25 protein-coding genes are annotated in these 23,457 nt (G+C 63.3%); 12 read left to right on the top strand and 13 right to left on the bottom strand.

Annotation, left to right across the window (positions count from 1 at the left end):
• Genes ACFQ6H_RS11780 through ACFQ6H_RS11770 form a run of 3 tightly spaced genes read left to right on the top strand, consistent with a single transcriptional unit; the run spans position 1 to position 2,520 of the window.
• Positions 1-1,146, top strand: a complete 1,146-nt coding sequence (locus ACFQ6H_RS11780) for an ABC transporter ATP-binding protein (protein ID WP_378646204.1) — start codon at positions 1-3, stop codon at positions 1,144-1,146.
• Between the two features lie 4 nt (positions 1,147-1,150).
• Positions 1,151-1,834 (top strand): ABC transporter permease, encoded by a 684-nt coding sequence (locus ACFQ6H_RS11775; RefSeq protein WP_378449059.1) that lies wholly within the window; start codon positions 1,151-1,153, stop codon positions 1,832-1,834.
• Complete coding sequence (locus ACFQ6H_RS11770; RefSeq protein WP_095972891.1) at positions 1,831-2,520, top strand: ABC transporter permease; 690 nt, start codon at positions 1,831-1,833, stop codon at positions 2,518-2,520. Before ACFQ6H_RS11775 ends, ACFQ6H_RS11770 begins: the two co-directional genes overlap by 4 nt.
• A 72-nt stretch (positions 2,521-2,592) precedes the next feature.
• Here the strand turns inward: ACFQ6H_RS11770 and ACFQ6H_RS11765 are convergent, their stop codons facing one another.
• The 4 genes from ACFQ6H_RS11765 to ACFQ6H_RS11750 form a co-directional block, all read right to left on the bottom strand.
• Entirely contained in the window at positions 2,593-3,786 is a 1,194-nt protein-coding gene (locus ACFQ6H_RS11765) for an NADP-dependent malic enzyme (RefSeq protein ID WP_230817414.1), read from the bottom strand.
• A gap of 407 nt (positions 3,787-4,193) precedes the next feature.
• The gene (locus ACFQ6H_RS11760) at positions 4,194-4,586 is read right to left on the bottom strand and encodes a hypothetical protein (RefSeq protein ID WP_003945098.1); all 393 of its coding nucleotides are present in this window, start codon (positions 4,584-4,586) and stop codon (positions 4,194-4,196) included.
• Positions 4,587-4,589: 3 nt separating this feature from the next.
• On the bottom strand, positions 4,590-5,204 hold the full coding sequence (locus ACFQ6H_RS11755; protein ID WP_164490628.1) for a MarC family protein: 615 nt from the start codon (positions 5,202-5,204) through the stop codon (positions 4,590-4,592).
• A complete protein-coding gene (locus ACFQ6H_RS11750) occupies positions 5,201-6,055 on the bottom strand; it encodes a PHP domain-containing protein (protein WP_378646202.1) in 855 nt (284 codons plus the stop codon). Before ACFQ6H_RS11750 ends, ACFQ6H_RS11755 begins: the two co-directional genes overlap by 4 nt.
• Positions 6,056-6,224: 169 nt before the next feature.
• Here ACFQ6H_RS11750 and ACFQ6H_RS11745 point away from each other — a divergent pair, with 169 nt between their 5' ends.
• Complete coding sequence (locus ACFQ6H_RS11745; RefSeq protein WP_003945070.1) at positions 6,225-7,295, top strand: magnesium and cobalt transport protein CorA; 1,071 nt, start codon at positions 6,225-6,227, stop codon at positions 7,293-7,295.
• Between the two features lie 134 nt (positions 7,296-7,429).
• Complete coding sequence (locus ACFQ6H_RS11740) at positions 7,430-7,876, top strand: SRPBCC family protein (protein ID WP_378646200.1); 447 nt, start codon at positions 7,430-7,432, stop codon at positions 7,874-7,876.
• Positions 7,877-7,901: 25 nt separating this feature from the next.
• On the opposite strand, the gene ACFQ6H_RS11735 is transcribed toward ACFQ6H_RS11740, so the two are convergent.
• On the bottom strand, positions 7,902-8,486 hold the full coding sequence (locus tag ACFQ6H_RS11735) for a suppressor of fused domain protein (RefSeq protein WP_219466400.1): 585 nt from the start codon (positions 8,484-8,486) through the stop codon (positions 7,902-7,904).
• A gap of 71 nt (positions 8,487-8,557) precedes the next feature.
• On the opposite strand from ACFQ6H_RS11735, the gene ACFQ6H_RS11730 reads away from it, so the two are divergent.
• Both ACFQ6H_RS11730 and ACFQ6H_RS11725 read left to right on the top strand, forming a co-directional pair.
• On the top strand, positions 8,558-9,256 hold the full coding sequence (locus tag ACFQ6H_RS11730; RefSeq protein ID WP_378539195.1) for a metallophosphoesterase: 699 nt from the start codon (positions 8,558-8,560) through the stop codon (positions 9,254-9,256).
• Positions 9,246-10,109 carry a hypothetical protein gene (locus tag ACFQ6H_RS11725; RefSeq protein WP_003945080.1) on the top strand — a complete coding sequence of 288 codons (864 nt, stop codon included), beginning with the start codon at positions 9,246-9,248 and terminating at the stop codon, positions 10,107-10,109. Before ACFQ6H_RS11730 ends, ACFQ6H_RS11725 begins: the two co-directional genes overlap by 11 nt.
• Here the strand turns inward: ACFQ6H_RS11725 and ACFQ6H_RS11720 are convergent.
• Positions 10,102-11,205, bottom strand: coding sequence for a winged helix DNA-binding domain-containing protein (locus ACFQ6H_RS11720; RefSeq protein ID WP_378549614.1), 1,104 nt, complete (start codon positions 11,203-11,205; stop codon positions 10,102-10,104). The two genes, ACFQ6H_RS11725 and ACFQ6H_RS11720, sit on opposite strands and share 8 nt — an antisense overlap.
• Positions 11,206-11,215: 10 nt before the next feature.
• Positions 11,216-12,481: a sensor histidine kinase gene (locus tag ACFQ6H_RS11715; RefSeq protein WP_378646198.1), complete on the bottom strand. Its 1,266-nt coding sequence runs from the start codon at positions 12,479-12,481 to the stop codon at positions 11,216-11,218.
• A gap of 123 nt (positions 12,482-12,604) precedes the next feature.
• On the opposite strand from ACFQ6H_RS11715, the gene ACFQ6H_RS11710 reads away from it, so the two are divergent.
• On the top strand, positions 12,605-12,862 hold the full coding sequence (locus tag ACFQ6H_RS11710) for a hypothetical protein (RefSeq protein WP_378646196.1): 258 nt from the start codon (positions 12,605-12,607) through the stop codon (positions 12,860-12,862).
• 4 nt (positions 12,863-12,866) lie between these two features.
• Here ACFQ6H_RS11710 and ACFQ6H_RS11705 read toward each other — a convergent pair whose 3' ends face one another.
• The 6 genes from ACFQ6H_RS11705 to ACFQ6H_RS11680 all read right to left on the bottom strand — a co-directional run bounded on the left by ACFQ6H_RS11705 (position 12,867) and on the right by ACFQ6H_RS11680 (position 18,988).
• Positions 12,867-14,036: an ABC transporter ATP-binding protein gene (locus ACFQ6H_RS11705; RefSeq protein WP_378646194.1), complete on the bottom strand. Its 1,170-nt coding sequence runs from the start codon at positions 14,034-14,036 to the stop codon at positions 12,867-12,869.
• 4 nt (positions 14,037-14,040) lie between these two features.
• Complete coding sequence (locus ACFQ6H_RS11700) at positions 14,041-14,871, bottom strand: carbohydrate ABC transporter permease (protein ID WP_378449050.1); 831 nt, start codon at positions 14,869-14,871, stop codon at positions 14,041-14,043.
• A 1-nt stretch (position 14,872) separates the two neighbouring features.
• Positions 14,873-15,754: a carbohydrate ABC transporter permease gene (locus ACFQ6H_RS11695; RefSeq protein ID WP_378646267.1), complete on the bottom strand. Its 882-nt coding sequence runs from the start codon at positions 15,752-15,754 to the stop codon at positions 14,873-14,875.
• A gap of 80 nt (positions 15,755-15,834) precedes the next feature.
• Complete coding sequence (locus ACFQ6H_RS11690; protein WP_378646192.1) at positions 15,835-17,166, bottom strand: ABC transporter substrate-binding protein; 1,332 nt, start codon at positions 17,164-17,166, stop codon at positions 15,835-15,837.
• Between the two features lie 258 nt (positions 17,167-17,424).
• Positions 17,425-17,919 carry a general stress protein gene (locus ACFQ6H_RS11685; protein ID WP_003945065.1) on the bottom strand — a complete coding sequence of 165 codons (495 nt, stop codon included), beginning with the start codon at positions 17,917-17,919 and terminating at the stop codon, positions 17,425-17,427.
• A gap of 106 nt (positions 17,920-18,025) precedes the next feature.
• Entirely contained in the window at positions 18,026-18,988 is a 963-nt protein-coding gene (locus ACFQ6H_RS11680; RefSeq protein WP_378646190.1) for an HpcH/HpaI aldolase/citrate lyase family protein, read from the bottom strand.
• A 73-nt stretch (positions 18,989-19,061) separates the two neighbouring features.
• Between ACFQ6H_RS11680 and ACFQ6H_RS11675 the strand changes: the two genes are divergently transcribed.
• The 4 genes from ACFQ6H_RS11675 (at position 19,062) to ACFQ6H_RS11660 (ending at position 23,438) form a co-directional block, all read left to right on the top strand.
• Complete coding sequence (locus ACFQ6H_RS11675) at positions 19,062-20,348, top strand: magnesium transporter MgtE N-terminal domain-containing protein (protein ID WP_378539200.1); 1,287 nt, start codon at positions 19,062-19,064, stop codon at positions 20,346-20,348.
• On the top strand, positions 20,345-20,887 hold the full coding sequence (locus ACFQ6H_RS11670) for a DUF1003 domain-containing protein (RefSeq protein ID WP_003945067.1): 543 nt from the start codon (positions 20,345-20,347) through the stop codon (positions 20,885-20,887). Before ACFQ6H_RS11675 ends, ACFQ6H_RS11670 begins: the two co-directional genes overlap by 4 nt.
• 63 nt (positions 20,888-20,950) lie before the next feature.
• Entirely contained in the window at positions 20,951-22,432 is a 1,482-nt protein-coding gene (locus ACFQ6H_RS11665) for a lytic murein transglycosylase (RefSeq protein ID WP_378646188.1), read from the top strand.
• Positions 22,433-22,577: 145 nt separating this feature from the next.
• Entirely contained in the window at positions 22,578-23,438 is an 861-nt protein-coding gene (locus ACFQ6H_RS11660) for a lytic transglycosylase domain-containing protein (protein ID WP_378549632.1), read from the top strand.
• Positions 23,439-23,457 lie beyond the last annotated feature (19 nt).

Raw genomic sequence — 23,457 nt, 5'->3', positions numbered from 1 at the left:
GTGATCACCTTCGAGGGTGTCACCAAGCAGTATCCGGACGGCACCACCGCCGTCGACCGTCTCGATCTCACCATCGAGGCCGAGTCGTTCACGGTGTTCGTGGGGCCGTCCGGGTGCGGCAAGACGACGTCGATGCGCATGATCAACCGGATGATCACACCGACGTCGGGCAGGATCTTCGTCGACGGTCGTGACATCGCCCAGACCGACGCGGTGAAACTGCGCCTCGGCATCGGGTATGTCATTCAGAATGCCGGCCTGCTTCCCCACCGCACCGTGATCGACAACGTCGCAACGGTTCCGGTGCTGCGCGGTGAGTCCCGCCGCGCCGCCCGTAAAGCCGCGTTGGGTGTGCTCGAACGAGTCGGACTGGACATTTCACTTGCCACTCGCTATCCCGGGCAACTCTCGGGTGGGCAGCAGCAACGTGTGGGAGTTGCCCGCGCTTTGGCAGCCGATCCGCCGATCCTGTTGATGGACGAGCCCTTCAGTGCCGTCGATCCTGTGGTGCGTGAGGATTTGCAGACCGAAATGCTCCGTCTGCAAAGCGAACTGAAGAAGACGATCGTCTTTGTCACCCACGATATCGACGAAGCAGTCAAACTCGGTGATCACATTGCCGTCTTCGGTCCCGGTGGGCGTCTTCAGCAGGTGGCGGCGCCTCGCGACGTGTTGGCCGCTCCGGCAACAGATTTTGTCGCCGGTTTCGTCGGACGCGATCGCGGCTATCGGGGATTGTCGTTCCGCGCTGCCGACGAGGTTCCTCTTCACCCGGTCCGTACGGCCGTCGAGAACGAATTGAAGGCTCTGCGTCTCGAATTGGGCGAATGGGTTCTCGTGGTCACGGACAGCGGAAGCCCCCAGGGATGGATCGACGTGACCGGCGTCGAGGGTCTTCGCTCGGGACGCACCCTTGCTCAGTCGACGTCGGCCGGTGGTTCGCTGTTCTCCCCCGGCGGCGATCTCCGTCAAGCACTCGACGCGGCAATCTCGTCGCCTTCCGGTATCGGCGTTGCGGTCGACGGCGAGGGTTCGGTCATCGGCGGGATCCTCGGTTCCGAAGTCGTTGCGAAATTGGCAGATCAGCGTCGACGCGAGGACGAGGAACGCAACCGAGTCGCCTTCACCGAGGGATTCGGGGCGTAGCGGCATGCGCTGGCTCATCGACAATTTCTCGACGGTCGTGGACTACTCGAAGACCCATCTGTATCTGGCGCTGCTGCCCTTGCTGATCGGTCTCCTGATTGCCGTGCCGGTAGGAACAGCGATCCGCAACGTCCGGTGGCTGCGCCGAATCACGTTGACCCTGGCGAGCATCGCGTTCACGATTCCGTCGCTCGCGCTGTTCGTGACAATCCCCCAGTTGTTCGGTCTCAAGACCCTTGATCCGCTCAACGTGGTGATCGCACTCAGCGTGTACGCGACGGCACTGCTCATCCGGGCTGTGCCCGAAGCACTCGACTCGGTGCCGGACAACGTCATCGACGCCTCCACCGCCGTCGGGTTCACGCCACTACGACGCGCCCTGACTGTCGAGTTGCCGTTGGCGCTGCCGGTGATGATCGCGAACATCAGAGTTATTGCCGTTACCAACATTTCGTTGGTTTCGGTCGGATCACTGATCGGAATCGGCGGCCTGGGAGTTCTGTTCAAACAGGGCTACGACCGTGACTACCCGGATCAGATCGTTGCCGGCATCATCGCGATCGTCGTACTGGCACTGGCGCTCGATCTGATCCTGTATCTGATCGGCCGATTCCTGACCCCGTGGACCAGGACGTCGCGCTCGTCGAAGGTTCCGGCCGTCCTGTCCGCCGAGGGGGAACCCGTATGAGCATCTTCACCGGAGCCTGGGACTTCATCGTCGATCCCGGAAACTGGAGCGGCGACACCGGAATCGGCACCCGCATTCTCCAGCACCTGTGGTACAGCGTTCTGGCCGTGGCACTTTCGGCCGTGATCGCGGTGCCGATCGGATTGCTCATCGGGCATCTGCGCCGCGGTGAGATCGTGGTCGTCAGTCTGGTCAACGCACTGCGGTCACTGCCCACACTCGGCCTGCTGACCTTCCTCGTTCTGCTCATGGGACTCGGAGTCATGCCGCCGATTCTCGCGCTCGTGATCCTCGGCATTCCTCCGCTCCTCGCCGGCACGTACGCCGGAATCGCCAGCGTCGACCGTGGCGTCGTCGAGGCCGCGCGGGCGATGGGCATGACCGAGCTCCAGGTGCTCTTCCGAGTCGAGATTCCCAACGCGCTCCCGCTGATTCTCGGCGGCCTGCGCAACGCGACGCTGCAGGTGATAGCCACAGCGACCGTCGCCGCCTACGTCAACCTCGGTGGCCTCGGCCGCTACATCTTCGACGGTCTCGCGCTCTACAAGTACGACCGCGTGGTCGTCGGCGCAATCCTGGTCGCGGTTGTGGCTCTTGTCGTCGACGGTTTACTGGCACTGGTCGTCTGGGCTTCTGTTCCCGGTACCGGCAGGCTGCGTCGAACACCCGACCTCGCCCGTCTGTAGCTCGGATACCCACGAAAAAGCCCCGATCGGAACCTTGTGTGCGGGTTCCGATCGGGGCTTTCGTAGTCCCTCTTAGCTGGTCACGCCCTCAGCATGCGCTGCGGCCGCGACGGCTTCCGCTACTGCGGGTGCCACGCGAGGGTCGAGTGGGCTGGGGACGATTTTGTCCGCTGCCAACTCGTCGCCGACCACCGACAGGATTGCCTCGGCGGCAGCGAGCTTCATACCTTCGGTGATGCGACGGGCGCCGGCGTCGAGCGCGCCCTTGAAGACACCGGGGAAGGCGAGAACGTTGTTGATCTGGTTCGGGAAATCGCTACGGCCCGTCGCCACGATCGCCGCGTACTTCGACGCGGTTTCGGGGTGAATCTCCGGGTCCGGGTTGGAGAGTGCGAATACGATCGACTCGGGAGCCATCGAAGCGATGAGCTCCTCGGGGATCTTGCCCGCCGAGACACCGAGGAAGACGTCGGCACCTTCGAGCGCCTCGATGGCACCACCGTGCAGGTCGCGCGGATTGGTGCGGGCCGCGAGTTCTGCCTTCACCTCGTTGAGGTCACTGCGCTCACCCGAGATGATGCCCTTCGAGTCCAGCACGATGACGTCGGCGATTCCCGCGGCGAGCAGGATGTTCGCGCAGGCAACACCAGCAGCACCGGCGCCGGAGATGACGACCTTGAGTGCGGTGATGTCGCGGCTCTGGACCTTCACTGCGCCCTTGAGCGCCGCGAGGACCACGATCGCGGTTCCGTGCTGATCGTCGTGCATGACAGGGCAGTCGAGAGCTTCGATGACGCGCTTCTCGATCTCGAAGCAACGCGGCGCCGAGATGTCCTCGAGGTTGACCGCGCCGAAGCTCGGACGCAGACGGATGAGCGTCTCGACGATCTCGTCGGGATCCTTGGTATCGAGAACCAGCGGAATGGAGTTCAGTCCGGCGAAGTTCTTGAACAGTGCCGATTTGCCCTCCATGACGGGCAGCGACGCGCGGGGGCCGATGTCGCCGAGTCCGAGAACCGCGGTGCCGTCACTGACCACGACGACAAGTCGGTTGGTCCAGGTGTATCGATCGGCGAGGGTTTCGTCTGCAGCGATGGCGCGGCTCACCTGAGCAACACCCGGTGTGTAGGCGATCGAGAGGGCGCGCTGCGTATCGAGCGGCGCGGTGGTCTCGACCGAGAGCTTGCCACCGACGTGAGCGGCAAAGATTTCTTCGTCGGTCAGCTCGACCTTGGGTACGTTGATGGCTTCAGTCACGAGGGACACGATGACACTCCTGATTAGTCCAGCCTCATTCGGGGCTGGGTTACTGGGAAGTAATCCTTCGGACCGGTGCAAAAATCACGTTCACAACGGTCAGAGATCATTTCTTCCGCGAACGACTACTGAGAAGAAGAGCATTCGGCGTGCGCGAGAAAGTGGGCCGCAATACATCCGAAGCGTCATGGTGTGGGGCGGGTGAGCCCTGGCGTATCCATGCAATCTAGGTTCCGGGAGAGATTCTGACGAAACCTGCACTTCGGGGCCGGGCTGTGGCGCCGCCTCGAAGTAACTCCAGTTTGCCACCAGAGTCGGATCACAATCAAATCCTCCAAGCGGTCGGATTCCTCACCACACTCGAAACCGAACCGTCATCCCCACCGTGTCATCCCCACCGTGTCATCCCCACCGTGTCATCCCCACCACTGCGTCACCAACAACAGCCCCGCCACCACGAGCACGACCACCGATCCGGCAACCGCCGCGATACCCCGCCTGCGGTCGCACCAGATCTGCGCGGCGAGAGCAACCACCGAGGCCGCAATGTGCGCGGTGATCGACGTTGTTCCCGGACCCGGGAATCCGCGGTTGCCGCCCAGATATGCCGAACCGATGATCACGAGTGTCAAGACCACGATTCCGGCCGCCACGGTGCCACTCAGGGCGCGTAGAGCGCGGACCAGCAGCCATTGTCGTTTGTCGGCGGGATAGTCGTAATCGTCTTCGTACTGATGGTCCTGATATTCCTGGTACTGGTAGTCGTCCTCGTGCCTGTCGTTCCGGTTGTACCTGTCGTCGTATGTCATCTCTTACGCTCCCGCGACGAATCCGCGGACTGATTCCGCAATGAGTTGAACCGCGATGGCGGCGAGCAGAAGACCGGCGATGCGTGCCAGCAGACTGATGCCACCCTCGCCCAGTATCCGGATCAGTGCGGTCGAGAAGCGCAGGACCACGAACAGCACGAGGTGGATGGACAGAATCGCCAACGCGATCGCCAGATACGACGCCGCTTCACCGTCGGCCTGGGCGACAAAGACGATGACGGCCGCTATCGCACCGGGACCGGCCATCATCGGCGTTCCCAGAGGAACGAGTGCGACGTTGACGTCGTCGGCTCCCTGCGGACGGTTGGAGGCCTTGCCGGTCAGCAGTTCGAGTGCGATGAGAAGCAGGAGTAGTCCGCCGGCGCCCTGCAACGCCGGAATGCCGATGTGGAGGTAGTTGAGGATCGCCTGACCGCCGATGGCAAAGACCGAGATGACCGCCAGGGAGACGGCGGGGGCCTGCCATGCCGCTCGATTGCGATCTTCACGACTTTTACGTCCGACGAGTGACAAGAACACCGGGATGACTCCGGGCGGGTCCATGATCACGAACAGCGTGATGAACACGGTGAGGTAGAGCGTGGTGTCGAGCATCAGCGCCCCAGTACCTCCACGCCGGTGGCAGCCGAGACGAGTTTGTCGAACTCGGCTTCGTCCGTGAGCTCGTCGCCGAGTCCGATCGTCTTGTTCTCGCCGTGGTAGTCAGAGGATCCGGTGACTGCCAAACCGAGGTCGACAGCCAGGCGGCGCAGGACGTCACGATCGTCGCTGCGATGGTCCGGGTGATCGACTTCGAGACCCCCGAGACCCAAATCGGCCAGATCGCGGATGTGGTCGAGCGCAAGCAATCCGCCGCGCGAACGGGCCCGTCCATGCGCAAGGACGGTCACTCCCCCGGCCGCTGCCACCAGTTCGACGGCGTACTCGAGCGGAGTGTCGTACTTGGGCACGTCGTACCGCCCGCGACTGGACAACAGGTCGGAGAAGGCTTCGCTGATGCTCGACACCACGCCGGCTCGCATCAGGGCCGCTGCGACGTGCGGGCGTCCGACAGACGGACCGGCGTCGGCGAGGATCTGATCGGGATCGACAGGCAGACCGTCACGCGCCATCATCGTCGTCATCACGCGGATGCGTTCGACGCGTTCGGCGCGCAGTCGCTCACGTTCTTTGGCGAATTCGGGGTGCGTCGGATCGAACAGGTACGCCAGCAGATGAACAGCCACGGGCCAACCGCGCTCACCTCGACCTTCGCACGACATCTCCATCCCACGAACCAGGGCGACGCCGGCCGGTAAGGCGTGCGCGGCCTCTGCCCAGCCCGAAGTCGTGTCGTGATCGGTGATGGCGACGACGTCGAGTCCGGCGTCGGCTGCGGCGCGCATGAGGGCAGCCGGGGTGTCGGTGCCGTCCGATGCGTTGGAGTGGGTGTGAAGGTCTATTCGCACTGTTCCAGTGTGTCAGCAATCGGCAACTTCATCGCGCTCCGGTGGGCGAGCCGGAAGCTGACGTACGATTACGCCGCAGCGGCAGCGCAATTCGATCAGGTGTCGCTGTAGTGCCGTTCCCCTGCCGTTCCACTGCATTACAGACCGAGAAGGAGCGAGCGTGCCAACCATGCCGTCACTGCCGAATTGGTCGAACGGCAAATCGACGCAAGCTGATGCGCCCAAGATCCCCGTTCCTGCTGCACGCGCGATCGTCGACTGCGCGGTCTACGTGGACGGCGTGCGGTTGCCGGGCAAATACACGCACCGCGCTGCGTTGGCCGAGGTTCGTAGTCGCGACAACGCGTTCGTCTGGGTGGGAATGCATGCACCCGACGAAGGTCAGATGCAAGATGTCGCAGCAACTTTCGGACTGCACGAGCTGATGGTCGAGGACGCCGTTCATGCACACGAGCGTCCGAAACTCGAACGCTACGACGACGTCATGTTCCTGGTGCTGCGCACGGTCGTCTACGTTCCGCACGAGTCCGTGGCCACGGCGAGCGAGATCGTCGAAACCGGTGAGATCATGGTGTTCGTCGGTCCCGACTTCGTGGTGACCGTCCGCCACGGGGATCACTCCGAACTGGCGAGCGTGCGCAAGTCACTCGAGCAGAATCCCGAGCGCCTCACCATGGGCCCGTTCGCGGTGTTGCACGCGATTACCGACCACGTCGTCGACAGCTATCTCTCCGTCATTCAGCTGGTCGAACAGGACGTCGACAGCATGGAAGAGTTGGTATTCAACCCGCGAAACACCGTTGCGGTCGAGCACATCTACCTGCTCAAACGTGAAATCGTGGAACTACGACGCTCGGTCACTCCACTCGGATTGCCACTGCTCCAACTCACCCAGCCCGCGGGCGGTCTCGTCCCGAAGGAGATCCGCCGGTACTTTCGTGACGTCCGGGATCACCACACGATCGTGTCCGAACGCATCTCGGAATACGACGAGGTGTTGAGCTCTCTGGTCGATGCCGCGCTGGCGAAGATCGCGGTGCAGCAAAACACCGACATGCGCAAGATCTCCGCGTGGGTCGCCATCGCCGCCGTGCCGACCGGCGTTGCCGGAATTTACGGAATGAACTTCGAGAACATGCCGGAACTCGGCTACAAATACGGCTATCAGTCCATCCTGTTTCTCATCGCTTCGGTATGCGTCGGCTTGTTCTTTCTCTTCCGTCGCAACAACTGGCTGTGAACAACTCCTACTGACTCCCTGTACTTGCCACCGTCGCAGGCGGACAATGGATATGGGTACGCATTTTCATTCCGTTCCCGAAATCCATTTTGCGACAAGAAAATTCAGGCCCAAGGAGTAGTGGAGGAACAACCATGCCTACAGTCGAGCAATCCGTAGAGATCGCGTTGCCACCCAAAGACGTCTGGGAGTACCTGTCCGTCGCCGAGAATTGGCCCAACTGGGAAAACTCGATGGTCGAATGCAAACAGATCACCGACGGCCCGATGGGCGTGGGAAGCCGCTGGCACGGCGTCTCGCGAATTCTGGGCAAGCGTCTCGAGTGGACATCCGAATTCACCGAGTACGACCCACCGAGATCGTCGAAATCCACGTCCGTCGAAAGTCCGGTCAGCTTCTCGCAAACCACAACCTGCGAAGAAGTCGGTGACGGCACACGGGTCACCTACCGACTCGACAGCGAAAGCGGACTCGGCGGCGTATTCGGCAAGATGGCCGACCCGATCGTCACGAAAGCATTTTCACGGACGGTTCGGGTAAGTCTCGAGAACTTGGCAGACATCCTCGTGCACGCCGAATGATCTGACGGACGAAGCGCCAGCGCAGCTAGAGCGAGGCGGCGGAACGGTGCGGATCGCGGATGTCGATCCCCGCCTCGGTCCACGCTTCCCGCAGCGCCTCTGCGCCGCGCAGACGCACCCAGGCGGCTTCGGTACCGGTGAGGGGGACCACGCCGAGGAAGCGCACCGGATCGAACGGCTCCGGCAGCGTCAGGTCTTCGATCCCGCTGTCACCGAGAAGCACCGCCGTGAACGCGGTGTCCTTCCAGAGCGGCTCGCCCAGGTCCAGCAGCGCGTCTTCGAGCAGCACGACGCCTTCGACGGAGGGTGCGGCAGCCAGCACAGCGAGAGTCCTGGCCACACCCGACGCGATACCCGTTCCTCCGCGCAGGGTGAGCACCAACTCGGCGCGGGGTCCGCGCGTGGGGTCTGCGACCAGTTCGTTGGGGTCGCCCATCGGATGACGCGAGCAACCGAGGGTGATGTAGCGGACCAGGCCGTCGGGTGATTCGAAACGCAGCACGTCCAGCGGTTCGACGCCCAGGAACGTCACCGAGGCAGCGGCGGGCTCCGGCCCCTCGATGCTGCTGACGAGATGGGCCCGGACGGAAGATACGACGCTGTCTGACACTCGTCCATCTAAACACCGTGCCCTCGAGGTTCGCAGCGCAGATACCTCGCGCTGGCGGTAGCGTCGTCGAAATGGTCTCCGTTCTTGCTGTCAGCGACGAGACCGTCGAATACCTGTGGAGCAGTCAGGTTCGTTCGCTCGGAGTCGACGTGATCCTCGGTGCGGGCGATCTGCCGTTTGCCTATCTGGAGTACCTGTCGGATCAACTGAACGCGCCTTGCGTGTTCGTTCCCGGGAACCACGACGTCGATCTGTCCGGATACTCGAACAAGAAATCGGGTTGGATGCGGGCGGGCATGCCCGCGCAGTGGCCAGGGCCCACCGGCGCGGTCAACGCCGACGGACGCATCGTGACCGTCGCCGGTCTGCGAATCGCGGGCCTCGGCGGTTCCATCCGATACAACACCGGCCCCAATCAGTGGTCCGAGCGCCAGCAGAGCCGACGCGCTCGCTCGCTCACCTGGCGAAACGCCTGGCAATCGCGGCTTTCCGGCAGCCGGGCGGGCGTGGATGTGCTGCTCACCCACAGCCCCGCCCGTGGCGTCGGCGACGCCGAGGATCGACCACATCGAGGGTTCGAATGCTTCACGCCGTTGATTCACAACCTCGATCCGACGGTCATGATTCACGGCCACATCCATCCGCACGGGCGAACACCTCTCGATCTGGAGGTGGGCCGGACTATCGTGCTCAATACCGTCGGCTTCACGCTGATGGAGATTTCCCCAGGTACTCCGCCGACGATCGTGAGGCGCCGACATGGCTCGTGACACCGGTTTTCCCACAGCCGACGCGGAAAACGACTTTGCTCGTCAGCGTCGACGCGCCGACGTGGCACGTCTGGTCAGTTGGCTACGACGCGAACCGGACGACGTCAACGCGATCCTGCCGTTCGACGAGGTTGTCGCCGCTCTCGGCAAGGTCGGCGAGAAGTCTCTGGGTCTGCAGGTCGTCACCATCGAATCGATCGTCGGAAGTGTCGACCGCACAGGTGATTTCGACAGGTACTTCCGGCCGACGTCAACTCACTCTCGTGCGCGTTGGGAACGGCTTGCCGTGGCTCAACGACGCGGCGAATCGGTTCCACCTGTCCAGTTGTATCGCGTCGGCTCCATGCACTTCGTGATCGACGGACACCACCGAGTGTCCATTGCGTGTGCGATGCACCAGAAGACAATCGATGCGTACGTCACCGAGATCATCACGCGTATCTCACCGGAAGGCATCACTCAGCGCGCCGATCTGCTCATCAAGGACCATCGCCGCCTCTTCCTCACCCGCGTTCCGCTGCAGGGCTCTCAACGCGAAGCCGTACAAGTCACGGACCCGTGGGAGTACGCCGAACTCAGTGAGTGCGTGGAGGCCTGGGGTTTTCGCCTCATGCAGGAGAAGGGTGAGTTTCTCGGCCGGGACACCGTCGCCCGCCGCTGGTTCGGTGAGGAGTTTCTCCCCGTCGTGCGAATGCTGCGGGGCGCCGACATGTTGCCCGAGCACACCGATGCCGAGGCGTACCTGTGGATCGCACGGGAGCGGTACCGGTTGGTGCGGCGCCACATGTGGAACGACGAGATCGTGGCCGAACTGCGCGACCGAGCACCCCGAAAGCACAAGCCCGCTACGTAGATACAGTGAAGTGAACCTCGCGGTTCGGGATCTTCGGGTGCATGAACGTCAGCAACGAACGCGCTTCTTTCTCGATAGACGCGAGGGCGGTCTTCGGTTGCTGCGCAAACAGAGTCGCACCCAACTCGACCGTCTCCTTTTCCGGCGTCACCGTCGCAAATCCCACCACCTTCCCGCGCACCAGGATGGCGGGCTTGATGATGCCGTTCACGGTGAAGACGCGAGTTCGGTACTGCTCGTCCATGATTCGAGAGCGGTCGGCGTGCGAGAGCAAGATGTTGTCGAACGGTGCAAGTATGCGAACCGGGGGTGTTCCGGAGGTCGGTCGTGGCGCGTCCGGCAGGTCGAACACCTCGGCCCCATTCTCGTTGACAAAGGTGACCAAGCCGGGTCGTAGCCGCTCGAATACTTCGGCGAGTCTGGTCAGACCCGACCACGCTTGGGCGTCCTTCACGCTCGCGGGGCCGAACGCGGCCAGGTAACGCAGCACCAGTGTGTCGGGCACCGGAATCGAATCCACTTCTGCGCCCAGCCAATTCTCCAACGTCGTCAGCGCCGGTGCGCCGGATTGTCCCCACAACCCTCGCGGCGGAACCTGCACCATCGGCAACAGTCCGCGAACTCCATGTGCCAACCCTTCTGGCGCGTGGCCGGGAAAACGCTCCGCCAGTAGAGGCCTCATCTGCATTTGGGTAAGCGGCCCGTCCGCTACCAGGTCCCGTCCCGCCTGCGCGAGAGCGTCGAGATCCAACCCGGTGAGCGCCGCACGCTGAGTGCTGTTGGTGTGGAGATCGCGTTCCATGATCGTCTGAACCGTGGCCCGGAAGCGGCCCGCATCCGCGGCAGAGAGGGCAAAGACCGTGCCCCGCATGGCAACCAGCCGCACCACCTGGCGCTTCTCCACAAGGGTGGAGAGGTCTTCTGCCGCAAAGTTCTTCAGCCGCGCCCACAGTGCCAGATAGGGAGGCGTCGGCGCTTGCGCTTGCAGACCTGCCAGGTGCTCGATCGCATCCAAGGCGCTGACCTCGGCGCGCCGCAGGAGGAGTTGCCTCGCCAGTGTCGCCAGGTTGAGCTCGCGATCGGTGATCAGCGTCATCGACAATTCCTCAGCGATCGTGGTCGAATTCGGTGACGATCTGGAACGGTATCTCGACTCGCGCGAGGGTTCCGGACTCTTCACCCGGCCCGACCGAGAACGAGCCGCCCGCGGCAACCGCCCGCAGCTCGTGCGAGAGCAGCCCTATGTGGCCGGCAGCTCGTCGTTCGGCAATCCGATCGGCGCTGATCCCCCGACCGTCGTCCGAGACCACCAGCACCGCACGGTGGTCCAGTCGTGCGAGCTCGATCCGAACACTGTGCGCACCGGCATGTTTGACGACGTTGGCCAGCAGCTCTCGTGCGGCGCCGAACAGAACGTCGTCCGCGGACGTGCGCAGATCGTCGTTCCAGCCCGAAGTGTCGACGTCGACCACTACTCCGCCGCGGCCCTGCGCCGATCGCGCGAGGTCCCCGATTGCGCGGGCAAGACCCACGTGAACAAGGACAGTGGGATGCAACTCCGAGACGGAGGATCTCAACAGCGTTGTCGCTTCACCGAGCGCTTTCGCGGCACGCGCCAAGGCGACAGGCTCCGCGCTGTCTGCCAATTCGTCGAGATCCATCCGCGCCGCGAGGACGTACTGCAGCGCACCGTCGTGTAATTGCTCCGACAGTTCCGTGCGCTCACGCTGCTCGAGCCCCATGAGCTCGGCAAGAAGGCTCGTGCGATGCCCGACGAGTTGTCCGATGGTCAGGACGCGTGATCTCTGAATCCGAGTCAACCCGACGGCGCCGGCTCCCACTCCGCCCAAGGCCATGGTGCTCAACAGGATCGACGGCCACGGCTCGGAGTTCGAAGTCATCGTTGCCCAACTGGAAGCAAAGAACACACCGATCGTGCAGGCCACGACGCCGACACACACGTCGGTTCGCAGTTGTGTACACGCCAGGACCGGAATGACGAAGAGCCCGTTGCTCAAGATGTCGGCGGTCCAACTCTGCTCGGCTGCGAGACCGGTCAGCAGTGTCAAAGTTGCGAGCACAGCGAGGTCGACGAACAACCCGAGCCAGATCATCGTCACCGGGCCGGTGCCGCCCCTGCGGATCCACAAAGCCACCGCTGCCGACCAGAGGGCGTACGCGCCCAGGATGGCAAAACACCATCCCGCGTCGTTCATGGGCGGGACGAATATCAATGTCAGGGCGATGAACAGCACCAGAGCGCCGCGCACCGCCAACTGGAGGTACGCACCACGGTATGCATGTTCGCGCAGTATCCGTTCGAGGTCCGGGCCGCCGGGTAGGTGTTCGGTTCGTACCGAGGATCCGTTCATCTGTCCTCCTGTGCCGCCCATCCCAGTTCCCTGTGAATGAGCTTCGCACACGAGATTTCACAATCAACCCGCAATACCGTGAAAGGCAGGTTCATCCCCCACACAGTTCTCACAGGAGAGACCATGATTTTCACCGGAGAGACCATGATTCGGACCCGAGCAGGTAAGCGTCGCATCGCCACTCGATTTGCCGTCGCCGGCGCCCTGGCCGCCGCACCGATAGCAGTGGTGACCGGGACAGCACAAGCCGCCCCGGCCACGACCCATCACGAACAGTTCGGCCTGCTGATCCCCCTGCCCGAGCCGACCGACGCCGCGCCGGGCCCGGAACAGGTACCGCTCCCCTGGGCCGCGACGTATTCGGTCACCTTGCCCGGGTAGAGGTTCACAGCAGCAGATTGGCTCCCGTACCGCCGTCGAACACCGCGATCTTGGCGGGGTCGAACCACAGATCGATCGACCTGCCCTGGGCCACCGTGGACTCGGACGAGAGCCTGGCAACCAGTTGACCGCCACCAGCGACGGCCGTTCCCGAATCTGCGGCGAGTTCCTCGAGTTCACGAGAATTGACGGCAGGACCACCGGCAAGGAAATACGCGTACTTGTCCGAACCCATCGACTCCAACACGTCGACGTCGACAGTGAACGTCCCGCCGTGCGGCGCCTGCGCGGCATCGACCAGTGCGACATCCTCGAAATGTTCCGGCCTGATCCCGACCACCACGTCTTTACCCGATCCACTGCCCGAAATCTTCGACTGCGCCGCCGCTGGTAGGCGAACGTCACCGATCGGCGTGCTCACACCCTCCGCAGTCAACTGCCCGGGGAAGAAGTTCATGGACGGGGACCCGATGAACCCCGCCACGAACAGATTGTTCGGACGATCGTAGAGTTCCTGCGGCGCACCGATCTGTTGCACAATGCCGCCGCGCAGCACGACCACCCGATCGCCGAGCGTCATCGCCTCGGTCTGGTCGTGGGTCACGTAAATCGTTGTCGTACCGAGTCGCTGCTGTAGGCGGGCGATCTCCGTCCTCATCTGCACGCGCAGTTTGGCGTCCAGGTTGGAAAGCGGCTCGTCCATGAGAAACGCCTTCGGGCTGCGAACGATTGCGCGTCCCATCGCGACACGCTGACGCTGACCACCCGACAGGTTCGCCGGTTTGCGATCGAGATGCTGGGTGAGGTCCAGTACCCGCGCTGCGTCGTCGACCTTGGCATTGATCTCGTCCTTGGACATCTTCGCCAATGTCAGTGGGAACGCGATGTTCTGGCGCACCGTCATGTGCGGATACAGCGCATACGACTGGAACACCATCGCGATGTCGCGGTCCTTGGGGGCGCGTTCGTTGACACGCTCACCCGCAATCCTCAGCTCACCGGTCGAAATGTCTTCCAGCCCGGCAATCATGTTGAGGGTCGTGGATTTTCCACAACCGGACGGGCCCACGAGAATGATGAATTCTCCGTCGGCGATGGTGATGTCGACATCACTGACCGCCTTGGCTCCGTCCGGGTACAGCTTGGTCACCTTGTCCAGCACGATCTCGGCCACAGGCTTATCCCTTCACTGCGCCGGAAGTAAGCCCGGCCACGATACGACGTTGGAAGAACAGAACAAAGATGATGATCGGAATGGTGATGACCATTGCGGCCGCGGCGATGGACCCGGTGGGCTCCTCGAATTGTGAAGCGCCGGTGAAGTTCGCGATGGCCGCAGGGGCGGTGATGGAACGTTCGGTCGACGTCAGCGAAATCGCGAACAACAGATCGTTCCAGCAGAAGATGAACACCAGAATGCCCGCGGTGACGATGCCGGGCGCGGCGAGCGGAGCTACCACCTTCCGAAACGCCTGCCCGGGCGTCGCGCCGTCCATCTGCGCCGCCTTCTCGAGCTCCCACGGGATCTCCTTGAAGAACGCCGAGAGCGTGTAGATCGCCAACGGCAACGCAAAGGTGATGTACGGCAAAATGAGTCCAGCCCAGGTGTCGAAGAGTCCGAGGCGTCGTTCGATGTCGAACAGCGGGCTCACCAACGAAATCTGCGGGAACATCGCGATCAGCAGGGCAACGGCCACGAGCACCTTCTTGCCCGGAAAATCCAGGCGGGCAATGGCGTACGCCGCCATCGTTCCGATCACCACGGCGATGACCGTCGAGATGAGTCCGATGCCGATGGAGTTGATCAGTGCACTGGTGAAGGCGCTGGTGTCGAAGATCCCTCGGTAGTTGTCCAGGGTCCACTTCTCCGGAATGAACTTGCCGTCCTTGATGGTTCCGGCAGGTTTGAAGGACAGGCTGGCGATCCACAGAACAGGAACCAACGCGTACAGCAAGACCAGAAGGTTGACCACGGACCAGCTGATCTTGAGTCTGGGAGTCACGGTCATGTCAGCGTCCTTCCGTATCGGATCCGGGAGCCGAGGCACCGAAAAGTTTGATGAAGACGAACGCGATCAGGGCCACACACACGAAGATCAGCACACTGATCGCCGATCCGATGCCCAGGTTGAACGCCTTGAACAGGTTGTCGTAACCCAGGATCGACACCGACCCGGTGTCGTTCGCTCCCTTCGTCAGCACGTAGATGTTGTCGAAGATGCGGAACGCGTCGAGCGTGCGGAAGAGCAGTGCGACGAGGATGGCGGGCTTCATCAGCGGAAGGATGATGCGCACCAAGCGAGTCCACGCACCGGCGCCGTCGACCTGAGCCGCCTTGAGGAGGTCGTCCGGAACCAAAGCCAAACCGGCGAGCAGGAGCAGCGCCATGAACGGCGTCGTCTTCCACACCTCGGCAAGGACGATGATCGCGAGCGACGGGATCTGGTCGGTGAGCGGTGCACTGCCGTCGGGCAGCAGGTTGGCGAGGTAACCGGTACCCGGCGTCCACGCGTAGTACCAGCTGTACGCCGCAGCGACGGTGACGATGCCGTACGGGATGAGCACTACAGTGCGGACGAGGCCCTTACCCACGATCGTCCGGTGCATCACCAGCGCGATGGTCAGGCCCAGGACGAACTCGATGACGACCGAGACGACGGTGATCGACGTCGTCACGGCAAACGCCTGCCACCAGTAGCCGTCGGTCAGCACCGATACGTAATTGTCGAACCACACGAACTTTCGTTGGCCCGGGAAGCGCAGGTCGTACCTCTGCAAACTCAGCCACACTGCGTAGACCACGGGATACGCGGTCACTGCGATCATGAGTATCGCGGCCGGCGCCACCAACCACAGGCCGAGTCGACGCTCGGCCGCCTTTCCGTCCGACATCTTCGACTTCTTGGAGTGCTTCGGCTCCGGCGAGGGGTCGGCGACTGCCGTTGCAGCTCCCGAGTTTTCGCTGTCGATCGTCACGGAATCAGCCCCTCGGAATTGACTGCCTTGCGTACCTGCTCGGCAAGATCGTTCACGGTCGATTCCGGATCGATGTTTCCCACAGGGTTGAGCGTGGCAGTGATGAGCGTCGAAATACTCTGGTAGGCAGGAGAAACGGGACGAACCGACGCGGTGTCCAAGCTGTCGCGAACCTCACGCCACGCCGGGTACGCCTCCTGGAAGGCCGGATCGTCGTACAGGCTCTCGAGCGTCGGCGGGACACCACCGGCGACGGCGTTGTTGCGCTGATTCTCCTCGTTGCGCAGGCAGGTGAGCGCTTCGAAAGCGAGGTCCGGATGCTGACTGGTCTTGGCCACCGCTACGTTGAATCCGCCGATCGTGACCTCGGCCGGTTTGCCTTCGATCACCGAAGGATAGGGAGCGGCAAGGAAATTCCGTTCTCCGTTCACCGTCAGCACCGTATTTCCGGTGTTTTGGCTGGTGACGTTGCCCTTGTCGTCGATGTACGGAAGATCGCCCTTCTCGGCGTTCTCCATGATGCCGGGAAGCACGAACGGCCAATTGACCTGGAAGGCGGACTTACCGCTCTCCATTCCCAGGCGCGACGACGCTTCGTCCCCCTGCGAAATCGAGGGATCCGCGCCCTTCGCGGTGGCGACGCGCTTCATGACGGTCAGTGCCTGTTGGGCAGCATCACCGTCGGCGACCGTCACCGTGGTTCCGTCCGGCCCCACCACCGATCCGCCCGCACTGGCGAGAAGCGTGTTGAACCAGACCATCAATCCTTCGTACTGCTTGCCCTGCACGCCGATCCAGCTGGGTCGTCCCTCCGCAGCCAGACCTTCGGAGATGTCGATCATCTGATCCCAGGTTTGGGGCGGTTGGCCGTCCGGCATCAAATCCTTTCGATACCAGAGCAATTGGGTGTTGGTGTTTAGCGGCGCCGCGTAGAGCTGGTCCTGCCACTTGGCCGACTCCAGCGGGCCCTCGAGAGTCCCGTCGCTCACCTCGGCCGCGACGTCGGCAGGAAGCGGCAATGCCCAACCGGCTTCGGCGAATTCGGCAGTCCACACGACGTCGAGCGTCATCAGATCGAGTGACTTGTCGTTGCCGGTCAGACGCCGGGCCAATTGAAGTCGCTGGTCGTCAGCACCCTTGGGCAGAGTTTTCTGCTCGACCCGGTACGCGCCGTTCGAGACCGCCGAACAATTGGCGGCGGCTTCCGCATACTGCTCGGCGCCGTCGGCGGCGGTGTAGAAGGAAAGCACCACCCCGTCGTGGCTGTCTGATCCACACGCACTGAGCAAGGGCGCCAACAACAAGGTTGCCGCGCCGAGCAGCCCCACCCTGTATTTCTTTTTCTGCCCCGCCCGCGATCTCTCGTTCTGCCCCGCCCGCGATCTCTTGTTCTGCACAGCCGTCCTCCTCGGGCGGCGAGACGGCGCAGTCGTTACGGCTGGCCGACGCACCACACATCGGCACTTTTGCCGGAGAAGGGACCTATTTCCTTGTCCGGCAAACGGTCACGGGAAGGTGAGTGTTACCCCGCCCGCGTGTACATAAAGTAACCGAGATCACACAAGTTGGCAGCACGAGCAAGAATGTCAGATGGCGAGCTTGGCAAGAAGGTCGCGCGCCGACTCCGCCGTCTTGGGCTCGCACAGTACGTCGTAGCGTCCGGCGACCAACTGCATCGTGGAGGCAAAGTCCCGCTGCCCCCGCGTCGCGGCGTACGGGATGGTCGTGGAGATGACACCGAAGATGATGCCGCCCACGATGCCCGCGATCAGCGGGGCGAGGAAGCCACCGGTGACGATTCCGAGCACCAGGCCGAAGAACACACCGAGCCAGGCACCGGAGACGATGCCGCCACCGATCACCTTGGCCCACGTCAACCGACCGAGGACTCGCTCGACCTGCATCAGGTTCACGCCGACGATCGTGACGTCCTGAACCGGGAATTCTTGATCGGAGAGGTAATCGACTGCGCGCTGCGCTTCGGCGTAGGTGGGGTACGACCCGATGGGCCATCCCGAAGGCGGTGTCGGCAACGCTCCACGGCGCGACCCATTCGACGATTGACCGAGCGGATTGGACATGGCTGGCTGCGCTCCTCTTTTCGGGCACGTCATCCACGTGGATGACGCAAGTACATCTACCCCTATTGTGCCCTTTACAGACCTGATTCGTTCGGCTATACCAGCGTCAGGCGTGTTCGGGTGGCGTGAATTCCGACGTGCGCGTCATCCCCGCGGCGCGCCCCTTGGCCGAAATCACCAGTGCCATCTTGCGACTCGCCTCGTCGATCATCTCGTCGTCGAGCATGACGGCGCCCCGCCCTCCCCCGGCGGCCGAGGTGTGGAATGCGTACGCGTCCAGGATGAGTTCCGCACGGTCGTAATCGGATTGGCGCGGACTGAACACCTCGTTGGCCGCCTCGATCTGCGTGGGATGCAGTACCCATTTGCCGTCGAAGCCGAGCGCTGCCGTTCGCGCCGCCGAACGAGTGAAGGCCTCGACGTCGCGGATCTGCAGGTACGGCCCGTCGATCGCCTGGACTCCGTGTGCCCGTGCGGCCATCAAGATGGTCATCAGAATGTGGTGATAAGCATCACCGCGGTCGTAACCGTCCGGTTGCTCGCCGACCACCAGAGTTCGCATGTTCAGGCTCGCCATGAAATCGGCCGGACCGAACACGAGCGCTTCGACACGGGGGCTCGCGGTGGCGATCGCGTCGATGTTGGTCAATCCGATCGCGTTCTCGATCTGCGGTTCGATTCCGATTCTGCCGACCTCGAGACCATTGGCTTTCTCGACCTGCGTCAACAGCAAATCGAGCGCCTGCACGTGACTCGCGTCGGGAACCTTGGGCAGCAGAATGGCGTCGAGATGGGCTCCGGCGCGGCCCACCACCTCCACGACGTCGGCATACGTCCATTCGGTGGTCCAGTCGTTGACCCGGACGACCTTGACCTGTTTGCCCCACCCGTCCTCGGCCAACGCGTCGCCGATCGACTCGCGAGCAGCCTGCTTCGCCAGCGGCGCCACTGCGTCTTCGAGGTCGAGGAATATCTCGTCGGCGGGCAATCCCTTCGCCTTGTCGATCATCTTCCGACTGCTGCCGGGAACTGCCAATACCGATCGACGGGAACGGTTGCGTGAAGTCATTTGCGGACTGCCCTTCTCGATTTTCGGTGGCGCCGTTGCAGATTTTGACGCTGGACGAATTAGCCTTGCAATCATGGCAGCAGCAGGCAAGGTATTTGCAGCCAGGCTTGCCGGCCTGGTTGTCCTCGGCCCGGACGGCGAATCGATAGGTCGTGTGCGCGACGTCGTCATCACGGTCCGCATCGGACGCCAGCAACCGCGAGTTCTCGGTCTGGTGATCGAAATGTTCACGCGCAAACGCATTTTCGTCCCGATGTTGCGAGTGACCGCTATCGAGCCGAGTGCGGTCACCCTGACCACGGGCAACGTCAGTCTGCGGCGCTTCAACCAGCGTCCGGGCGAGGTTCTCGCTCTGGCGCAGGTACTCGATTCGCATGTGCGCGTGGACGACCCGGAACTCGAAGAGCTTCACGGCGCCGACACGATAGTCGTCGACCTCGGGATCGAATCGACGCGAACCCGCGACTGGGTCGTCTCGAAGGTCGCAGTTCGCGGCCATCGAGGACGCCTCGGTCGACGCGCGGCGATTCACGTCGTCGACTGGCAGCACGTCGCCGGCCTCACTCAGAGCGACCTCTCGCTCCCCGGCCAGGGCGTCGCTCACCTTCTTCTGCAGTACGAAGGGATGCGACCCGCCGACGTGGCCAACGCCATGCGCGAACTGCCGGAGAAGCGCCGCCACGAACTGGCCGTGGCACTCGACGACGAACGCCTCGCCGACGTCGTCCAGGAACTGCCGGCGGACGATCAGACCGACCTGCTGATGCACCTGGAAGTCGAACGTGCCGCCGATCTACTCGAAGCAATGGATCCTGACGACGCCGCCGACCTGCTGGGCGAGCTGCCCGAGACCGAAGCCGAATCACTGTTGCAGTTGATGGACCCGCAGGATTCCGAACCCGTTCGACGCCTGCTCGAGCACTCCCCGGACACCGCCGGCGGTCTGATGACACCCGAACCGGTGGTACTGACGGCCTCGACGACCGTCGCCGAGGCTCTTGCCCGCGCCCGCAACTACGACGTCACTCCGGCCCTGTCGAGCATGGTCTTCGTCGTGCGTCCGCCTACCGCGACTCCGACCGGACGCTACCTCGGCTGCGTCCACTTGCAGAAACTTCTGCGCGAGCCTCCCGCCAGCCTGGTGGGCGGAATACTCGACACCGACATGCCCAGGTTGGCCCCGGACGACTCGCTGGCGTCGGTCACTCGATACTTCGCGACCTACAACTTGGTGTGTGGGCCGGTCGTGGACGACGAGAATCACCTGATCGGAGCCGTGACGGTCGACGACGTGCTCGATCACCTCCTGCCGGAAGACTGGCGTGAGGATTACTCCGACGACGAGGAACTACTCCGATGAGCGAACGGGCGTCGAGCACGACCGCACGGCAACGACTGGAAACGCCTCGCGGAAGCCGCCGGTTCAATCTCGATTTCGACGTCGAAGCTGTCGGACGCGTCAGTGAACGCATCGCCCGCTTCCTCGGCACCGGGCGTTATCTCGCAATCCAGACGATCATCGTGATCGTCTGGATCCTGATCAACGTGTTCGCGGTGGCTCTGCAGTGGGACCCGTACCCGTTCATCCTGCTCAACCTGGCCTTCTCCACCCAGGCCGCCTACGCGGCGCCGCTGATCCTCCTGGCACAGAACCGTCAGGAGAATCGCGACCGGGTCTCTCTCGAGGAGGATCGCTCACGCGCCGAGCAAACCAAGGCGGATACCGAATTCCTCGCCCGTGAACTCGCAGCTCTGCGCATCGCCGTCGGCGAGGTTGCCACCCGCGACTACCTGCGACGGGAGCTCGAGGAGATCAAGTCGATCCTTGCTGCCGACGGCGAACCGACCCCGAAGAAGAAGCACCGTGACTCGAATACTGCGAAACAAAGTCACAACTAGCTGAGCGTTCGCTGAGTTTTGCTGCACGCACCGTGACCGATATGTAACGTAAGTCACAGCAATATGGATATCACGGTGGGTACTCCGGAGCGGGAGCGCCAGCAAAGGGGAATCGTGCGAGTACGCGGAATGATTGCAGCATCCACACTGGTGGGGGGACTGCTCGTCGTCACAGGTCCAGCGGCCCTCACTGCCGGAAGCGCACCGACCGGAGGGTCACAGGTTCCCATCGCATTGGCAGGCGCTGCCTCGATTGCGCAGCCGGACTCTGTCGACTTCCTCCCGACGCCCCGCACCGTCCGAACGCAAAGATCTGCCCCGCCCAGCGATACGGTCGCCGGTGCCCCGGCAGCCCCTAACTCTGCGGCTGTCGTCCTCACTTCTCTGGGCATCCCCGAGATCGTCCTGAACGCGTACCGCTCCGCGGAGCTGGTGATGATGACCGAGGCACCGGGATGCGGAATCCCCTGGCATCTCCTGGCCGGCATCGGCCGCATCGAATCCGGTCACGCCAACGGCGGCAAGACGACGTCGGTGGGTACAACGGTCACCCCGATCCTCGGCCCTGTCCTCGACGGACGGCTGGCCGGCAACGAAGTCATTCGGGACACGGACAAGGGCGCGATCGACGGCGACCCCACTCACGACCGCGCCGTCGGGCCGATGCAGTTCATTCCGGCCACCTGGGCCGGATATGCCAGCGACGGCAACGGAGACGGAATCAAGGACCCCAACAACGTCTTCGATGCGGCACTCTCGGCAGCGAAGTACCTCTGCAGCGGCGGACTCAACCTGCGCGATGTCACCCAGGAGACCAAAGCTGTTCTGCGATACAACAACTCGGCCGCATATGCAGCCAATGTGATCATGTGGTCGACGGCCTACAAGAACGGCGTCATTCCTTCCGGTCAGCTGCCGTACACCTCGGGCATCAACACCGGCAGCTCGGCGATCAACGCCGCCGCCTCGGCAGACTCCGCCGCTTCGGCCGTACTCGCCGCTGCTGCGGCTACCGATCCGGCGGCCGGCGACAAGGAATCAGCGTCGACGACGGCAACCCCGACCACCACTCCCCTCTTCCCGGGCCTGCCGGACATGCCTGCGCTCTCACCCGAGATCCAGGCACTGATCCCGCCAGGAGTAATGCCGGCCGGCCCGACTCCGGGACCCAACGCCGCCCGGAACGCAGCTCCCGGCCCGGTCATCCCGCTCCCCGTCCTGACCTCACGGGGTCTCGTCTGGCCGATTCTGACGGCCGAGGGATGGCGCTGGCCCGACGACATGTGCGTGATCCTTCCGGACCCCGCAGCCCTCGACGCCTTGCAGGACGGCATCCTTCTGCCGTGCACGGTCCCAGGCATGGCTGTGGCTGCCACGGCACCCGCCACCACCGACGCCGCGCCCGCGGAATCTTCGCCGCCCGCCGCCCCCTCGCCTGAGCCGGCACCGGCACCGGCACCGGCTCCTGCGCCGGAGCCCGCCCCAGCCCCCGCACCGGCATTCGTGCCGTTCTTCCCGGGCCTGCCCGGCATGCCCGCTCTGTAACCTAAAAATCACGAAAGAACAGTGCAAATGCCCCAAACTGCCCTTCTAGATCACGGTTGAATAACGGAAACGCAACAAATCAGGTAGCCTCGACTCCGTCAGTTGAACGGAAAACCTCCTCGCGGAGGTTCAGGAGGCATACACAGTGGGTCGGCACAGCAAGAAGACAGATTCGCACATCCGTCGAAATTCGGTCATCGCGCTCACCGGACTCATCCCTATCGGACTCGTCACCGCAGCCAACACGGCCGGCGCCGCTCCCAAGGTCCCGTTCTTCAACGCCAGCTCCGCCGAGACAGTCGACGCTGTGCCTGCCACGCAGGAACCGCAGGCGCAGATCCTGCCCGCTGTCGAAGCAATCGCCGAGCCCGCTCCCGCCGCAGCGCCGGAGCCCGCGCCGTTGGCGCCCGTGCAAGCGACTCCCCCGCTCCCCGCCTCCATGGCCGAGGGCGCACTCGGAATCCCGAGCGTGAGCGTCGCCGCGTACCAGAACGCCGAGCGCATCCTCGCCGTCGAGAAGCCCAACTGCAACATGCACTGGACGCTCCTCGCCGGTATCGGTCGCGTCGAATCCGGTCACGCGAACGACGGTAAGGACGCCGACGCGAACGGCAACCTCTACAAGCCCGTGATCGGTCTGCCGCTCAACGGCAGCCTGCCCGGTCAGGCCGTCATCATGGACACCGACGGCGGCGCCCTCGACGGCGACACCGTCTACGACCGTGCAGTCGGCCCGATGCAGTTCATCCCGTCCACCTGGAACCAGTACGCCGGCGACGGCAACGGTGACGGAATCGCCGACCCGCAGAACCTCTTCGACTCCGCATTGACCACCGGCAAGTACCTGTGCGACGGCGGACTGAACATGCAGGACGTCACTCAGGTCGCGTCCGCGATCCACCGCTACAACAACTCCGCGGCCTACGTCGCCAACGTTCTGGCCTGGTCGCTCGGGTACTCCACCGGCATCGTCCCCGCCGCATCGGACCTGCCGCGCATCCACTGACCTACCTGGACTTACCATG

Source organism: Rhodococcus sp. NPDC056506, assembly GCF_042794945.1.
Lineage (GTDB): Bacteria > Actinomycetota > Actinomycetes > Mycobacteriales > Mycobacteriaceae > Rhodococcus_F.
This window is presented reverse-complemented; position numbering and strand designations above follow the sequence as displayed.

Coding starts and splice junctions, on each gene's coding strand:
- ACFQ6H_RS11680 (WP_378646190.1), bottom strand. CDS start 18,988: ATGACTTCACGCAACCGTTCCCGTCGATCGGTATTGGCAGTTCCCGGC.
- ACFQ6H_RS11675 (WP_378539200.1), top strand. CDS start 19,062: ATGGCAGCAGCAGGCAAGGTATTTGCAGCCAGGCTTGCCGGCCTGGTT.
- ACFQ6H_RS11715 (WP_378646198.1), bottom strand. CDS start 12,481: ATGAACGGATCCTCGGTACGAACCGAACACCTACCCGGCGGCCCGGAC.
- ACFQ6H_RS11775 (WP_378449059.1), top strand. CDS start 1,151: ATGCGCTGGCTCATCGACAATTTCTCGACGGTCGTGGACTACTCGAAG.
- ACFQ6H_RS11670 (WP_003945067.1), top strand. CDS start 20,345: ATGAGCGAACGGGCGTCGAGCACGACCGCACGGCAACGACTGGAAACG.
- ACFQ6H_RS11720 (WP_378549614.1), bottom strand. CDS start 11,205: ATGACGCTGATCACCGATCGCGAGCTCAACCTGGCGACACTGGCGAGG.
- ACFQ6H_RS11695 (WP_378646267.1), bottom strand. CDS start 15,754: ATGTCGGACGGAAAGGCGGCCGAGCGTCGACTCGGCCTGTGGTTGGTG.
- ACFQ6H_RS11665 (WP_378646188.1), top strand. CDS start 20,951: ATGGATATCACGGTGGGTACTCCGGAGCGGGAGCGCCAGCAAAGGGGA.
- ACFQ6H_RS11725 (WP_003945080.1), top strand. CDS start 9,246: ATGGCTCGTGACACCGGTTTTCCCACAGCCGACGCGGAAAACGACTTT.
- ACFQ6H_RS11740 (WP_378646200.1), top strand. CDS start 7,430: ATGCCTACAGTCGAGCAATCCGTAGAGATCGCGTTGCCACCCAAAGAC.
- ACFQ6H_RS11760 (WP_003945098.1), bottom strand. CDS start 4,586: ATGACATACGACGACAGGTACAACCGGAACGACAGGCACGAGGACGAC.
- ACFQ6H_RS11700 (WP_378449050.1), bottom strand. CDS start 14,871: ATGACCGTGACTCCCAGACTCAAGATCAGCTGGTCCGTGGTCAACCTT.
- ACFQ6H_RS11730 (WP_378539195.1), top strand. CDS start 8,558: ATGGTCTCCGTTCTTGCTGTCAGCGACGAGACCGTCGAATACCTGTGG.
- ACFQ6H_RS11745 (WP_003945070.1), top strand. CDS start 6,225: ATGCCGTCACTGCCGAATTGGTCGAACGGCAAATCGACGCAAGCTGAT.
- ACFQ6H_RS11685 (WP_003945065.1), bottom strand. CDS start 17,919: ATGTCCAATCCGCTCGGTCAATCGTCGAATGGGTCGCGCCGTGGAGCG.
- ACFQ6H_RS11710 (WP_378646196.1), top strand. CDS start 12,605: ATGATTTTCACCGGAGAGACCATGATTCGGACCCGAGCAGGTAAGCGT.
- ACFQ6H_RS11770 (WP_095972891.1), top strand. CDS start 1,831: ATGAGCATCTTCACCGGAGCCTGGGACTTCATCGTCGATCCCGGAAAC.